This is a genomic window from Curtobacterium sp. P97, from assembly GCF_023712445.1.
Classification (GTDB): Bacteria; Actinomycetota; Actinomycetes; order Actinomycetales; family Microbacteriaceae; genus Curtobacterium.
The window spans coordinates 222475-235723 of sequence record NZ_JAMAYF010000005.1 but is presented as its reverse complement, the minus strand read 5'-3'; the positions used below and the strand labels follow the sequence as shown (position 1 = coordinate 235723).

General features: G+C 71.9%; 16 protein-coding genes. 8 read left to right on the top strand and 8 right to left on the bottom strand.

Annotated elements, in window-relative coordinates; translation table 11 throughout:
• Positions 1–22: 22 nt before the first annotated feature.
• Together M3677_RS07565 and M3677_RS07560 are read left to right on the top strand one after the other, a co-directional pair.
• On the top strand, positions 23–583 hold the full coding sequence (locus M3677_RS07565) for a hypothetical protein (protein WP_251160162.1): 561 nt from the start codon (positions 23–25) through the stop codon (positions 581–583).
• A 64-nt stretch (positions 584–647) separates the two neighbouring features.
• Entirely contained in the window at positions 648–1097 is a 450-nt protein-coding gene (locus M3677_RS07560; RefSeq protein ID WP_251160161.1) for a BLUF domain-containing protein, read from the top strand.
• A gap of 223 nt (positions 1098–1320) precedes the next feature.
• Here the strand turns inward: M3677_RS07560 and M3677_RS07555 are convergent, their stop codons facing one another.
• On the bottom strand, positions 1321–2445 hold the full coding sequence (locus tag M3677_RS07555) for a hypothetical protein (protein WP_251160160.1): 1125 nt from the start codon (positions 2443–2445) through the stop codon (positions 1321–1323).
• 117 nt (positions 2446–2562) lie between these two features.
• Between M3677_RS07555 and M3677_RS07550 the strand changes: the two genes are divergently transcribed.
• Positions 2563–2919: a hypothetical protein gene (locus tag M3677_RS07550; RefSeq protein ID WP_251160159.1), complete on the top strand. Its 357-nt coding sequence runs from the start codon at positions 2563–2565 to the stop codon at positions 2917–2919.
• A 64-nt stretch (positions 2920–2983) separates the two neighbouring features.
• Here M3677_RS07550 and M3677_RS07545 read toward each other — a convergent pair whose 3' ends face one another.
• Positions 2984–4393 carry an amino acid permease gene (locus M3677_RS07545; protein ID WP_251154896.1) on the bottom strand — a complete coding sequence of 470 codons (1410 nt, stop codon included), beginning with the start codon at positions 4391–4393 and terminating at the stop codon, positions 2984–2986.
• Positions 4394–4439: 46 nt separating this feature from the next.
• Here M3677_RS07545 and M3677_RS07540 point away from each other — a divergent pair, with 46 nt between their 5' ends.
• Positions 4440–4931 (top strand): DUF427 domain-containing protein, encoded by a 492-nt coding sequence (locus M3677_RS07540; RefSeq protein ID WP_209683183.1) that lies wholly within the window; start codon positions 4440–4442, stop codon positions 4929–4931.
• 76 nt (positions 4932–5007) lie between these two features.
• Here the strand turns inward: M3677_RS07540 and M3677_RS07535 are convergent, their stop codons facing one another.
• Entirely contained in the window at positions 5008–5340 is a 333-nt protein-coding gene (locus M3677_RS07535) for a hypothetical protein (RefSeq protein ID WP_066653595.1), read from the bottom strand.
• Positions 5341–5453: 113 nt separating this feature from the next.
• Here M3677_RS07535 and M3677_RS07530 point away from each other — a divergent pair, with 113 nt between their 5' ends.
• From M3677_RS07530 to M3677_RS07520, 3 genes are all read left to right on the top strand, one after another.
• Entirely contained in the window at positions 5454–5840 is a 387-nt protein-coding gene (locus tag M3677_RS07530) for a hypothetical protein (protein ID WP_066653598.1), read from the top strand.
• Complete coding sequence (locus M3677_RS07525; RefSeq protein ID WP_209683180.1) at positions 5840–6367, top strand: DUF6264 family protein; 528 nt, start codon at positions 5840–5842, stop codon at positions 6365–6367. The genes M3677_RS07530 and M3677_RS07525 overlap by 1 nt, the downstream gene beginning before the upstream one ends.
• A 139-nt stretch (positions 6368–6506) precedes the next feature.
• Positions 6507–6947, top strand: coding sequence for a hypothetical protein (locus tag M3677_RS07520; protein WP_144411277.1), 441 nt, complete (start codon positions 6507–6509; stop codon positions 6945–6947).
• 2 nt (positions 6948–6949) lie between these two features.
• Here the strand turns inward: M3677_RS07520 and M3677_RS07515 are convergent, their stop codons facing one another.
• Together M3677_RS07515 and M3677_RS07510 are read right to left on the bottom strand one after the other, a co-directional pair.
• Positions 6950–7564: a hypothetical protein gene (locus M3677_RS07515; RefSeq protein WP_066653611.1), complete on the bottom strand. Its 615-nt coding sequence runs from the start codon at positions 7562–7564 to the stop codon at positions 6950–6952.
• 255 nt (positions 7565–7819) lie between these two features.
• Positions 7820–9325, bottom strand: a complete 1506-nt coding sequence (locus tag M3677_RS07510; RefSeq protein ID WP_251160158.1) for an APC family permease — start codon at positions 9323–9325, stop codon at positions 7820–7822.
• 123 nt (positions 9326–9448) lie between these two features.
• On the opposite strand from M3677_RS07510, the gene M3677_RS07505 reads away from it, so the two are divergent.
• The gene (locus M3677_RS07505; RefSeq protein WP_066653613.1) at positions 9449–9877 is read left to right on the top strand and encodes a hypothetical protein; all 429 of its coding nucleotides are present in this window, start codon (positions 9449–9451) and stop codon (positions 9875–9877) included.
• 329 nt (positions 9878–10206) lie between these two features.
• Here the strand turns inward: M3677_RS07505 and M3677_RS07500 are convergent, their stop codons facing one another.
• The 3 genes from M3677_RS07500 to M3677_RS07490 are packed head-to-tail and all read right to left on the bottom strand — an operon-like array spanning position 10207 to position 13014.
• Positions 10207–10968, bottom strand: coding sequence for a hypothetical protein (locus tag M3677_RS07500; RefSeq protein WP_251160157.1), 762 nt, complete (start codon positions 10966–10968; stop codon positions 10207–10209).
• Positions 10965–12167, bottom strand: coding sequence for a glycosyltransferase (locus M3677_RS07495; RefSeq protein ID WP_251160156.1), 1203 nt, complete (start codon positions 12165–12167; stop codon positions 10965–10967). Before M3677_RS07495 ends, M3677_RS07500 begins: the two co-directional genes overlap by 4 nt.
• Before the next feature lie 10 nt (positions 12168–12177).
• Positions 12178–13014, bottom strand: a complete 837-nt coding sequence (locus tag M3677_RS07490; RefSeq protein ID WP_251160155.1) for a DUF429 domain-containing protein — start codon at positions 13012–13014, stop codon at positions 12178–12180.
• Positions 13015–13249 lie beyond the last annotated feature (235 nt).

Here is a 13249-nt window from a genome sequence, read left to right as displayed (position 1 = left end):
CGCGCGACACGAGGGGGATCGCATGGGGAACGCAGCGCGCGGCGCAGTCGTGGTGGCAGGGGCGGTGGCGACGGTGGTCGCCCTGTCGGGATGCAGTGTGCTCGGTGCGGGGACACGGACGGCCGAGGCGCCGGCTCCGAGCCCGACCGCGACCGCGGCGACGCCCGGCACGGCGTCCTGTGACCTGGCCTCCGGCACCGGCTCCGTGTCGATCGAGGAGACCGCGGACGCCTACCGCGTCGAGTGGTCCGGCGTGCCGACGGACGACGACGGGGCGCGGCAGGAGTACCAGGTACAGCTCGGCACCGCGTCGCAGGACGACCACATCACGATGTACATCGAGTTCGACAGCATCACCGGGGCGACCACCTACGGATGGTTCGACCCGGACACCCTCGACGTCGATCCGGTGCCCGGTGACCCGGACACGTCGGCCGGCACCGTGGTCGGTGTCTTCCCGAAGCAGCGGGACATCGACGCTTCGTACTGGTCGCCGTCGTGGTCGAAGACCACCACCGAGGACTCGGACACGACGTACTGCACCCAGGACGGCCAGGTCCTCGACTGGACGCCGCTCGACTGACGTGACTTGTCCGCGTCCCGTTCTGGGGGCGTCGCTGACAGCGGCTCAGGTGCAGGATCGATGCGTGCTGCAGTCACTGGTGTACATGAGTTCCGCCACCGAGCCCTTCGACGAGGGCGACCTCGAGGCGGTGCTCGACCACGCCCGGACACGGAACACCGCCGACGGGCTGACCGGCATGCTCGTGCACCGCGGCGGGCGCTTCATGCAGCTGCTCGAGGGGCCGTACGACGCGGTGATGGCGACGTACGCGCGCATCGTCGCGGACGAGCGGCACGACGACGTCCGGCTGCTCGTCGAGGAGTCCATCCACACGCGACGGTTCCCGGAGTGGTCGATGGCGTACGACCGCGAGACCGACGGCGTCGAGGTGCCCGAGGGCTTCAGCACCTTCCTCGACCACGGAGACGACAGCGCCGACCAGAGCCGCCCCCGCGAGCTGCTGCGGTGGTTCCGCAACCACCCGATGGCGGACCCGACGGCGGCGAAGGGCAAGCACCGGCGCGACGCCTGACGCCCTGCCGCCGTCGCGCTCGGAGACCCGGATCGATCGGGTCATACTGGTTCGGTGACGACACTGCGAGGCATGATCCGCTCGACCGAGACGCGCGAGGCCGAGGGCTACGCGGACTCCGTCGTGGCGGCCAAGGAGGCAGCCGTCGCCGCACTCGACCTGGACGGGTTCGCGCTGCTGCAGACGAACGCGGTCGAGAGCAAGGCGACGGGGGAGACCACGATCAAGGCGACCGCGCGGTCGACCGCGACGCGGGAGCACGAGGCGTCGGGGCCGAACTACGTGGCGGCGCTGGCGGCGTACCGGAACACGGTGCCGGAGGGGTGGCAGGCGCAGCACGTGTGGGTGGTGGCGGAGTAGCGCGTCCGGCGCCCTCGTTCGTTCCTGCTCGTCCTGCTCCTCCTGCTCGTTCTTGCTCGTTCCTCAGCCGGTGGGCGCGCCCGTCACGGGGTTCGTCGACCCTGTAGACCGTCGGCTCCGGGACGGGCACGGAAGCGTGCTGCCGGAGCCAGAAGCCGCCACCGCCCACGGTGAGCCGGTAGGGGCCGGGGGCCCGGTCGTACCGTCGTGCGACGGCGTCCCGGTTGTCGGCGAAGATGCCCCGGGAGAGGGTGAGGTGCCCGCAGTCCGTCGTCTCGAGCGACACGGCCGGGTGCGAGGACCCCACACCCTTCAACGAGCGGTTGGACACGGTGACGGCTCGCGCCGACGTGATCGTGCAGGTCACCTGCTCCTGGTGCGCGTCGTCGTAGGCGATCATGACGGGCAGCCCCGGGAACGCCGACAGCGTCGTGAGGAAGAAGGCCACGGAGAACAGCGTGAAGAGCACGTTGCGCACCCGTCTGGGCTCCCGGTCGACGGTGAGCTTGTCGAAGAAGCTCGTGAACGCCGTCCACGGTTCGGTGGCGTTCTGTTCGAGCCAGTGGACGAGGACGTCGTGGTTGTGGCGGAACCGGTCCGTGGAGAAGCCTCGACCACGCGCGGTCCTGCCGCGGATCGTGGTGTTGCCCGGTCCCGAGGCGCTGAACCCGACGAGTTCGCCGGGCGAGATCGTCACGGTCCGCCGCATGTGCGGTACCACCTCGAGCCGATCGGGGAACACACGGATGCGGTTCCGGATGCTCCCGACGCTCAGGTACAGGCCGAGGACGCCGGCGACGAGCACCAGGCCGCTCGTCCACAGCTGGGTGAACCAGGCACTTCCGAACACCAGGCGGGTCGAGGCCAGCCAGACCCCGAGCGCGAGGACGCCCGCGCACAGTGCTGTCCACGCGACCGGCGCGATGACGCCGCCGCGGACCGTGACCGGGCGCGCCCCGACGACGGCCCGTGCCGCTTCCCCCACCACGGGTCGACCATATACGTCGAGGAGCAAGGACGACACGGATGCTCAGGACGGGTGCTTCGCAGAAGCGACGTCCTGCCGAGGTGACAACACGGCCGAGGAGCGCCCAGGATGACCGTCGTGAGCACATCCGAGACGATCGACGAGCCGTTCGCGAACGAGTTCGTGGCGGCTGTCCGTGCCCGCTTTCACGACAGCGGACTCCTGCGTAACGGCACGGAGTGGGTCGCCGGTGGCGTGCAGCCGCCGGACGCGGCGGTCATCCTCTACCGGGACCGGCCCGGCGGACCGGTACTCGGTCGGCGCTACCTCCTGCGGGAGTACTCGGCCCTCTTCGGCGGTGCGACGGCGCAGTGGCTGGCGACGGAGGCGTGGGTGTCCGACATCACGGCCCCGTCGGGGGACGGAGAGCGGAAGGACGTCGACTGGGCGGACGGACTCGTGCGGGAGCCGGGGGACGTCCGCTGGCTCGACTAGGACGGGCGGTACGCGTGCTCTCCTGACGGGAGGACGCGCACCGTCGCCCTCGGGGTGAGGAGCCTCAGCGCTGCTCTGTGGCCAGCTTGCTGTGCTTCCGCGAGTACCCGAAGTACACCCCGAGCCCGATCGCGAACCAGATCGCGAAGCGCACCCACGTCTCCCACTGCAGGAACGTCACGAGCCACAGCGAGGCGACGACCCCGATGATCGGCACGACGGGCATGAACGGGAGACGGAACTGCCGGTCGAGGTCGGGCTGCCGGTAGCGCAGCACGATCACTGCCGAGCAGACGACGACGAACGCGAGCAGGATCCCGATGTTCGTCAGCTCCGCGACGACGCCGATCGGCAGCAGCCCCGCGAGCACCGCCGACGCGATGCCGAGGATCCACGTCACCCGCGTGGGCACGTGCCGCTTCGGGTCGGTCTTCGCGAACCACTTCGGCATGAGCCCGTCCCGGCTCATCGAGAACCAGACGCGCGAGGCCCCGAGCATGAAGGTGACCAGCACGGTCACGATGCCGACGATCGCCCCGATCGCGATGACGTTCGCGACCCCGCCGAGCCCGACCGACGCGAACGCCGACGAGAACCCCGAGGCGGGGTCGATGTCGGTGTACTTCTGCATGCCGGTGAGCACGAGCGTCGCCAGGACGTAGAGCACCATCGCGATGCCGAGCGACAGCAGGATCGCCTTCGGCATGTGCTTCCGCGCGTCGGTGGACTCCTCGGCGGCGGTGGACATCGCGTCGTAGCCGAACACCGCGAAGAACACCGTGGCGGCGCCGGTCATCACGCCGCCGAAGCCGAACGGGAAGTACGGCGAGTAGTTCGCGCTGTTGATGTGGAACACCCCGAGCACGACGATGAGCACGACCAGGGCGACCTTGATCGCCACGGCCACGAGCTCGAACCGCGCGGCACTGCGGATGCCCCGGGTGAGGACGAAGGCGGTGAGCAGGCAGAGCAGGATCGCGAAGACGTCGACCACGTGGCCGTCGCCGGTGCCGGGCGCACCGAGCATCCACGCGGGCAGGTCGATGCCGAACTGGCCGACGAGGAACCCGACGTAGCCGGAGATGCCGATCGCGACGACGGCGACGATGGCGGTGTACTCGAGCAGCAGGTCCCAGCCGATGAACCACCCGACGACCTCGCCGAGCACGGCGTAGCCGTACGTGTAGGCGCTGCCGGCCTTCGGGATCATCCCCGCGAACTCGGCGTACGACAGCGCGGCGGCGGCACTGGCGACACCGGCGATCAGGAAGCTGATGAGGACGGCGGGGCCGGCGACGCCGTTCGCGACGGTGCCGGCGAGGGTGAAGATGCCCGCGCCGATGATGCCGCCGATGCCGATGGCCGTGAGCTGCCAGAGGCCGAGGTGCCGTTTCAGGCCGCCCTCGCCCTCGGGGTCGTCGTCGATCGTGTCGATGGGCTTCCGCCGGAAGATCCCCTGTGTCGTCGTCGTCACGCGCCCACTCTGCTCCTTCTGCGGCGGCGGTGGTAGACCCGGTTGCATGCAACGTGCTGCTCGTGTCGAACCCGGTCCCGGCCAGGAGTCCGTCTGGGACTACCCGCGTCCTCCCGCCGTCGAGGCGGTCCCCGACCGCGTCGTCGTGCGGCTCGGCGGGACGATCGTGGTCGACACGACCGACGCCGTCCGGGTGCTCGAGACCTCGCACCCGCCGGTGTACTACGTCCCGATGGCGGGGCTCGAGCTGCGTCCGGCGCAGGGGTCGAGCATGTGCGAGTTCAAGGGGCGTGCGCGCTACTTCGACGTGGTCGGCGGGGACGGCGTCGTCGCGCCCCGGGCGGCGTGGAACTACCCGACGCCGGAGCCCGGGTACGAGGACCTCCGCGACCGGGTGGCGATCTACCCGTCGGCGATGGACTCCTGCGAGGTCGGCGGCGAGGTCGTGCAGGCGCAGGAGGGCGACTTCTACGGCGGGTGGATCACCTCGCGGGTGGTCGGACCCTTCAAGGGCGGGCCGGGCACGCTCGGCTGGTGACCGCCCGCCCGGTGGCGGCGACGGGGCGGAGGTCCGCCGCGCCTCCAGGCCGTCGACCGGTGGTGGATGACCGCGGTCAGCGGCGCGCGTAGGGCGACCAGAACGGCGGCGGGAAGCCTCCGTCGGTCGCGAAGGTGAGCAGCTGCCAGGCCGTCATCACCAGGCCGAGGCCACCGAGCACCATCCCGATCCACGCCCAGACGCGCACGGCGCGACGTCGACCGGCGATCCGGACCGCGCGGACGCCGCAGAGCACGCAGACGATGCCGAACACGGCCTCGAGGAGCACGTGCCGCGCCATGTCGGCGGCGGGCACGATGATGCCCATCCAGAGCGAGAGGGGAGCGAGCAGCACGGCGACGGTCGCGAGGACGGCGGGCGGTTCGTGGTCGCGAGCGACGGCTGCCATGGGTCCGAACGTACCGACCCGTGGCCCGGTGCGCTCGCCTCCGGGGACGGCCGGTCCGCGCATCACCGCGCGACGCGCCGGACGGACACTGCGCGAGCGAGCACGATGAGGGCATGCGTTCCTTCGTCCGTGTCCTCCTCGGTGCTGCGCTCGTCTTCGCGGGCACCAGCCACCTCACCTTCGCCCGTCGTGACTTCCGCGCCCAGGTGCCGGACTTCGTGCCGCTCGACACGGACACGACCGTGCTGGCCTCCGGTGTGGCGGAGATCGGGCTCGGCAGCGCGCTGCTCTTCACGCCGCGCAGCCGCCGGAAGACCGTCGGCACGGTCGCGGCCCTGTTCTTCACGGTGATCTTCCCGGGCAACCTGTCGCAGTGGGTGAACCGCCGCGACGCGTTCGGCCTCGACTCCGACGAGAAGCGCGTCGCTCGTCTGTTCGGGCAGCCGCTGCTCATCTGGGCGGCGCTCTGGTCGACCCGCGGGTCCGGTACGGGGCGCTGATGGCTGTCCCGGCGGCGTCGCAGGACCCGGACGTGTCGTCCGGGTCCGTCGGCGTGGCCGGGTCGGACGGGGCGGCTGCTGGGGTCGGGTCGGACGGGGCGGTCGCGTCGGCTTCGGCGGTCGGGTCGGACGGGGCGGTTGCGTCGGCTGTCGCGGTCGGCCGGGAGGCACGGCTCGCTGCACGCACGCACCGTCGCGTCGCGGACGTGGTCGCCACGGTGCTGCTGCTCGTCCTGCTGGCCGTCGAGTCGGTGGCCGTCGGTGGCGGCATCGTCTTCCTGTCGATGGCCTTCCACTCGTGTGCGGCGCCGGGGAACACCTGCGACGCCGGGCTCGGCGGCGGGGTGGTGACCGTCGGTCCGGTGCTCGTCGTGCTGGTGCTCGTCGGGACGGTCGTCGGTTGCGTCGTGCGGCTCGTCCGGCGACGGCTCGCGTGGCCCCTGGTGCTGGTCGGCATCGCCGCGCAGGTCGTCGTGTTCTTCGCTGCCCTGCTGCTCGTCGACTCCGCCGTGCAGCACGGGTTCTGACGCTCGTCCTGCCGGGCTCTTGCCGGGGATCTGCCGGGCTGCTGCCGGTCTTCCTGCACAGGGTTTGGTCTCGGCATCGTCGTCCACAGATCGTCGGTCGACGCTGCTGCCCGCCGGGCTCGGGCCGCAGGCTCGGAGCATGTCAGGAACCGAAGTGCTCGACCAGCTGTTCACCACGTCCGCACGGACCGACGCCGACGTCGTCGCCCTCGTCTCCGGGGTCGTCGGGCCCCCGATCCGGCGGCAGTGCTGGGTGCTCTTCCTCGACGAACGGGCGCTGCCGATCCCGTTCCTGCTGCCCGTGTCGGACCTGCCGCTGCAGCCGGACGAGCACGTCGAGGACTTCGCCACGCTGGTCGCGGAGGTCTGCGTCGACAACGCTGCGTCCGAGGTCGTGCTCGCGTGGGAACGGCCGGGTGAGACGCAGCTGTTCCCGGTCGACTGGGAGTGGATCGACGCCTGCGCGTGCGCCTTCGCCGAGCGGGCGGTGCGGCTGCGGGGGCAGGTCGTCGTGAACGCCACGGGGGCGTCGATGGTCGAGCTCCACGACGCCGAGGAGCTCGGGCCGGTGCTGCGGTGACCTCAGCCCTGGGGAGCGGTGTCCGGCACCGACTGCCCCGTGAGACCCTCGACGACGGCCTTCGCCTCCGGCCAGAACTTCGCGTAGTGGTCCGGGTCCGCGTTGATCTGCACCGCGTGCGCCATCTGGGTCGGGGTCATCGTCTTCCACCCCGGCGTCTTCACGAGCTTCGCGTAGAACATCGTCGCCGCCGTGTACGGGTCCATCCGCTGCTCGTACGTGCCCCACGCGCCGTTGTCGCGCTGCTGGAAGAGCCCGCGGCTGTCCGGTCCTGCGGCGTCCCCGTGGTCGAGGTTCACCAGGCTCGACTCGCCGATCGCGGTCATCACACCGACGGCCTGGGTGTGCGGGCCGATGCCGAGCGCCTGAGCGGCCTCGATCACGTACGCGGCGTTCACCAGGCGGTCCTGGCAGAAGCCGGCGACCGGGCCTGCGGGCACCACGATGCCGCCGATCGTGCGCGAGGCGACGTCGGGACAGGCGGGCGCCGCGGTCACGGTCTTCGCTGCGCCGGTCAGCGAGTGCACCGCGATGACGACGACGACCACCACGCCGATGACGGCCGCGACCACGCCTGCCCCGAACACCGAGGCGATGGTGATGCCGGCGCGGCGCATGTCGGGGTCCTTCCGGGCGGGCGGTCCGTCGCGAGTACCGGACGGTCGGGTGCAGGGCACGACGAGCGTACGGGCGTCGGCTGGGAACCGCAGCCGCCCGATCGGGGGTGTCGGCGGCCCCGTGCTCCCGGTCGGTCTTGTCGGCGGCGCCCGTCTCCGGTCAGTTGCGTCGGCGGCCGGATCGGAACGCAGCCGACAGCGAGAGCAGGACGATCGTCCCGATGGAGATCGCGAAGATGACCTCGGACGCCTCCATCAGCCGTCCCGGCGGTGGCCGTCCGCGTCGCTGTGTCCGCCGTCGCCGTCCTCGTGGTGCCGGTGGCCGGTGCCCGGACGGACCACCGCGGTCGGCTCGGTGACGAGTCCGGTGGGCGCCTTCTCGGTCTGCTTCCGGCCGTGCGTGAACCACGTGAGGAGCCAGAGCAGGACGCCGAGCCCCAGCAGTGCGCCGGCGATCTGGTACTGCTGCGGGTCGCGACCGGACGAGAAGGGGAGGACGAGCCACAGGCAGGTGACCACGCCGATGACGGGGATCACGACACCGGCCCGGAAGTGCTTGTGCCCGACGCGGTCGCGACGGAGCACCAGCACCGAGAGGTTCACGACCGTGAAGACCGAGAGCAGGAGCAACGAGGTCGTGCCGCCGAGGACCACGACGATGGGGGAGTCCGGGTCGAGCGAGACCCAGCCGATGAGCAGCAGCGAGATGACGGTGGTGAAGACGATCGCGGTCGACGGCGTGCGACGCGCCGGCGACACCCGCGAGAGGAAGCCGGGCAGCACGCCCTGCTTGCTCATGCCGTAGAGCAGCCGGGACGCCATCATCATGTTGATCAGCGCGGTGTTGGCGACCGCGAACATCGAGATGAACGGCAGCAGGTCGGCGATGGGGAAGTCCGGCGCGGCGGTCTGCACGACCGTGACGAGCGGCGTCTCGTTGCCGGCGAGCTCACCGATCGGGACGACCGCGACGGCGCAGATCGACACGAGCACGTAGATGACCGCCGTGATGCCGAGGCCGGTGAGCATCACCTTCGGGAAGATCCGCGACGGGTCCTTGGTCTCCTCGGCCATGTTCACCGAGTCCTCGAAGCCGACCATCGCGAAGAAGGCCAGCGAGGTCGCGGTCGACACCGACAGCAGCAGCGTCTTGTCCTCGGGGGTGTCGAACATCACCACGCGCGAGAAGTCTGCGTTGCCACCGGCGATCGCCCAGAAGCCGATGAGGATCACCATCACCAGACCGGACAGCTCGACCAGGGTGAGCACCACGTTCGTCTTGACGCTCTCACTGACCCCGCGGAAGTTGACCGCCATCACCGCGAGCATGAACCCCATCGCGATGAGCATCACGACGCCGTTCGGCAGCTCGAGGCCGAAGCCGGCGCCGAGGTTCGCCGCGAACGCCCGCGAGGCCGTGCTCGCCGACGTGATGCCCGAGCACATCACGATGAACGTGACGATGAAGGTGACGAAGTGGATGCCGAACGCCTTGTGCACGTAGAGCGCGGCGCCCGCCGTCTGGGGGTACTTCGTCACGAGCTCGAGGTACGAGAACGCCGTGAGCAGGGCGACCGCGAAGGCGATGAGGAAGGGGAGCCATGCGGCACCGCCGACCTCGGCGGCGACCTGGCCGGTGAGCGCGTAGACGCCCGTCCCCAGGATGTCGCCGACGATGAAGAGCAGCAGCAGCTTGGGACCGATGACGCGCTTGAGCGTGGGCTGCTCCTGCTGCGTCGCGTCCGACTTGGTGGTGGTCATACGTCAGCCTTTCCCGAGGGATGGCACTCTGTCTACTCTCACAGGAAGATCGACGCCGGCTGCAACACGCCCGTGATCCGATCGCGCGGTCGCTCACGGGCTCCGGTGGCTACGCTCCGGGGCATGCACGACGATTCCGACACCACCGAAGAGCCCGTCGAGTTCGCCGACTTCAACGCCAAGCTGCTCGTGCTCGACGTCCTCTGCTACGACCTCGACGTGCTGGAGCCCTACGACGGCGCCGAGGACGAGGACGCCGGTGAGGACCTCGACGTCGAGGGACAGGACGACCGCGCCCGCGAGTACTACGACGACCTCGACCTGCTGCCGTCGCACCTGGCGCTGGTGACCGAGCTCACCGTCGACTCCGACCTCGAGGTCCTGCAGGACGTCCACCCCGGGTGGGACGGGTCCGACGACCGCTACGACCCGCAGAACTGGGACGACGTGCTCGACCTCCCCGCGCTGACGACCGTGTACGCCGCCGCGCCGCTGCCCGCGCACGTGACCGAGCGCCTGGCAGCCAAGGGCGTCGAGGTCCGCTCCGCCTGAGCCCGCGACGCTCGGGCGCTGAGGCATCACAGCCGCGCAGTGCGCGCGGGCCCACGCGACATCGCGGCTGTCGTCCGACAGCGGCGTCGTCGTTCCGCCCGCACGGCGAACGTGCGCGCACACCCGCCCGGGACCGCAGCGCGACATTGCACGCGTCGATCGACACGCGGAACGTCGATCCATGTGGACGCACCTGGTGCTTGCGCATGGTGCGACACCGCCCGCGTCGATCGACGGGTGCGGTGTCGAAGTCCGCGTGTGCACGCCCTGCCCCAGCGCAACGCACGCCCTGCCCCAGCGCCACGCCCGCCCGCCCGCCGGGGACCGCGCTACCCCTGCAGCGCCCGCACCTGCCCCGTGAACTGCGCCGCGCCGCCCTGCGCCGGGTGCCGCACCGCCACGGCGTCGATGCCCGCCAGCGCGAGCGCCCCCTGCGCCTTCCGCCCGACCGCGACGACCCGCACGTCCCGGCGGCGACCGGCACGATCGGCGGCACGAGCGTCCCGCAGCGCCTCGAGCAGCGCGAGTGCGACCGGAGCACCGTCGCGGACCTCGGCCGGACGCGGGGTCCGGTTCGTCTGCCGGTCGCTCGCGACGAAGGGGTGGTGCGGGAAGATCGCCCAGGCGAGGGGGAGCGGACCCGACCAGTCCTGCAACGCCGCGTGCACGACCCGGGACGACGCCTCCCACGGCGCGGTCGGCTCCGGCGGCACGAGGACGTCGAAGCCGAGCGTGCCGAGCTCCCGCATGCTCGTGAAGGGGATGCCCGTGTTGGTCATGCCGCGCCAGCCGGGGGCCTCGGCGACGAGCACGGTGTCGGCCGCTGCCCCGACGTGGGACAGGTAGGCCGACAGGTTCGTACGTCGTAGTCGCCCCTCGGCCGAGTCGGTGGAGTAGAGCGCTTCGGCGTCCTCGGCCACCGGCACGGCGTCGAGCGCAGCCCAGAACCCCGACAGGTCGAGCCCGCCAGCCGGCCCTGTCAGGTCGAGCCCGTCAGCCGACGCCGCCGGGGCGAGCGCGCCAGCCGACCCCGACGGGTCGAGCCCGCCAGCCGACTCCGGCCGCTCGATCCCCGCGCCTCCGGCCGTCACGAGCGTCCGAGCACCCGCCGGTACACGTCCTCGAGTCCGGCCGCCGAGCGCTCCCAGCTCAGGCGTTCGGCGTGCTCCCGACCCGCGGCGGCGAGCCCGGCCGCGTACGTCCGATCGGTCAGGATCCGTTCGATCTCCGCAGCCCAGTCGCCCGGGTCGCGGGACTCGAGCACGACCCCGGTCTCCCCGTCGACCACGGCCTCCCGCAGCCCACCGGCAGCCGCCGCGACGACGGGTACCCCGGAGGCGGAGCCCTCGAGCGCCACGAGTCCGTAGGTCTCCGAGTGCGACGGTACGAGCACGGCCGCTGCGCCACGGAACAGGAACGCCAGGTCGGCACGCGACTGCGGACCGACGAAGGTCACGCGGTCGGCGATGTCGTGCGCGGCGGCGAGCCGACGCAGTTCGTCCACGTAGTCGCCTGCCTCGCTCGAGGCGTCGCCCGCGATGACGAGGGTGGGGCGTACCTCCGGGCCGATGCCCGCGACCGCCTCGATCGCCAGGTCGAGCCCCTTCAGCGGCTGCACGCGTGCCGCCGCGACGACGTACGGCGTCTCCGCACGGCGCGCGCCGGCGCCGGCGGGGCGGAAGACGGACCCGTCGACGCCCGGCGGGACGATCCACGTCCGCGACTCGTCGCCGCCGAGACGCGTGCGGACGGTCGACGCCTCGGCGGACGACACGACGACGACGGCGTCGGAGTCGCGCGCCAGCATCCGCTCACCCGCGGGACGGCCAGCGGACTCGGGACGCTCGCCCTCGGACAGGGGAGTGTCCGACTCGGCCGCGATGGAGTGGAAGGACTGCACGTGCGGGATGCCCCGCTCGCGGGCGACGGGCAGGGCGGCGACGCCGGAGAACCAGTGGTGCGAGTGCAGCACGTCGTAGGGGCCGAGTTCCTCGAGGCCCGCCCGGAACGGCTCGATGAACGCGTCGTGCTCGCCCTTCGGCACCGGCTCCGCTGGCCCGGCGGACAGGAACCGCAGGCACACGCCCGGCACGAGCGAGACGCTGTCCGGCTGCGTGGGCGCCGACCGCCGCGTGATGATCTCCACCTGGTGGCCGCGGTCGGCCAGGGCCTCGGCCTGGTGTCGGACCACGACGTTCATGCCGCCGACCTCGCCGGAGCCGGGCTCGTCGCCGGGGGAGGTGTGCAGCGACACCAGCCCGATGCGCAGGGGTTCGCTCGTGGTGCTCACGGCGTCGAGCCTAGCCGCGCGGCCGCCGCTGCGACCCACGCGCGGGTGCCACCACGACGGGCTGGCGGCCCGCCTCGTCCGGTGGGTCGGACGGGAGACCCGGATCACCTCCCAGCACCTGCACCCGTTCGTCGCCGTGCCGCTCCCAGAACGCGGCGGTCCAGGCACACAGGGCGCCGTCGAGCAGGTCCTCCCGGTGCTTGTGCGTCGGCCCGTGCAGCACCGACGGCTCGGCGAGCCCGGCCGTCAGGGGATGGGAGTCCAGCAGCAGCGGCGGGTCGAGCGGGGTCGTGCGCAGCCGGTGCACCAGGTCGTCGAACGCCTCCGCGCGCCGCTGTCGGGCGACGGCGGCCGGGAGCTTCAGGTCGAGGCGCTTGTAGCGCGGACGCTCGTCGTCGTAGCCGAGCTCCTCGACCCCCACGAGGGTCGTGTACGGGTAGCACTCGAAGGCCGCCTGCCCGGTGCGCTCCCGCATCGCCGCGGTGTCGCTGACGTAGCCGATCCCGAGGTCCGTCAGCCGGTCGAGCAGCCGTGCCCCGGCGCTCGCCGCCGAGGCCAGGTTCGTCGGGTTCGCCGCGACCCTCCACCGGCCGTAGCGTTGCCCGACCTGCCGCTCGGCCTCGCGGATGCCGCTCGGGTTCGTCACCACGAGCGAGGCGTCGACAGCGACCAGGGTCCGTCGCCCGAGGTGCGCCGCGATCCAGTCCGTCACGGCGTCGACCCCGCGGGCCCACCCGGCGTCCGTGATCGTGCCGTCGTCGGCCATCGCGACGAGACCGGTCTCGTTCGCGGGCTTCCGGTCGCTGCCGAGGCCCCACGCCAGGTCCACCCCGAGGTACGCCGTCACCGGTCCATCGTGCCCGGCGTCGCTCGAACGACGCTCCACGCCCGTCCCCGTGCCGCTCGCCGGCCCTCCGCAGCCGCCCCTCCGCAGCCGGTCCCTCCACGGCCGTCCCCGAGCGGGCAGGACATGCCGCGCGTGGTGCGCCGAGCGGGCGGAACTCGTCGGCCGACGGCGGTGAGCGTGACAGAAATGGCCCGCTCGGCGGGGAGAGCTCGGCGGGGAGGGCGGGGCCGAGGGC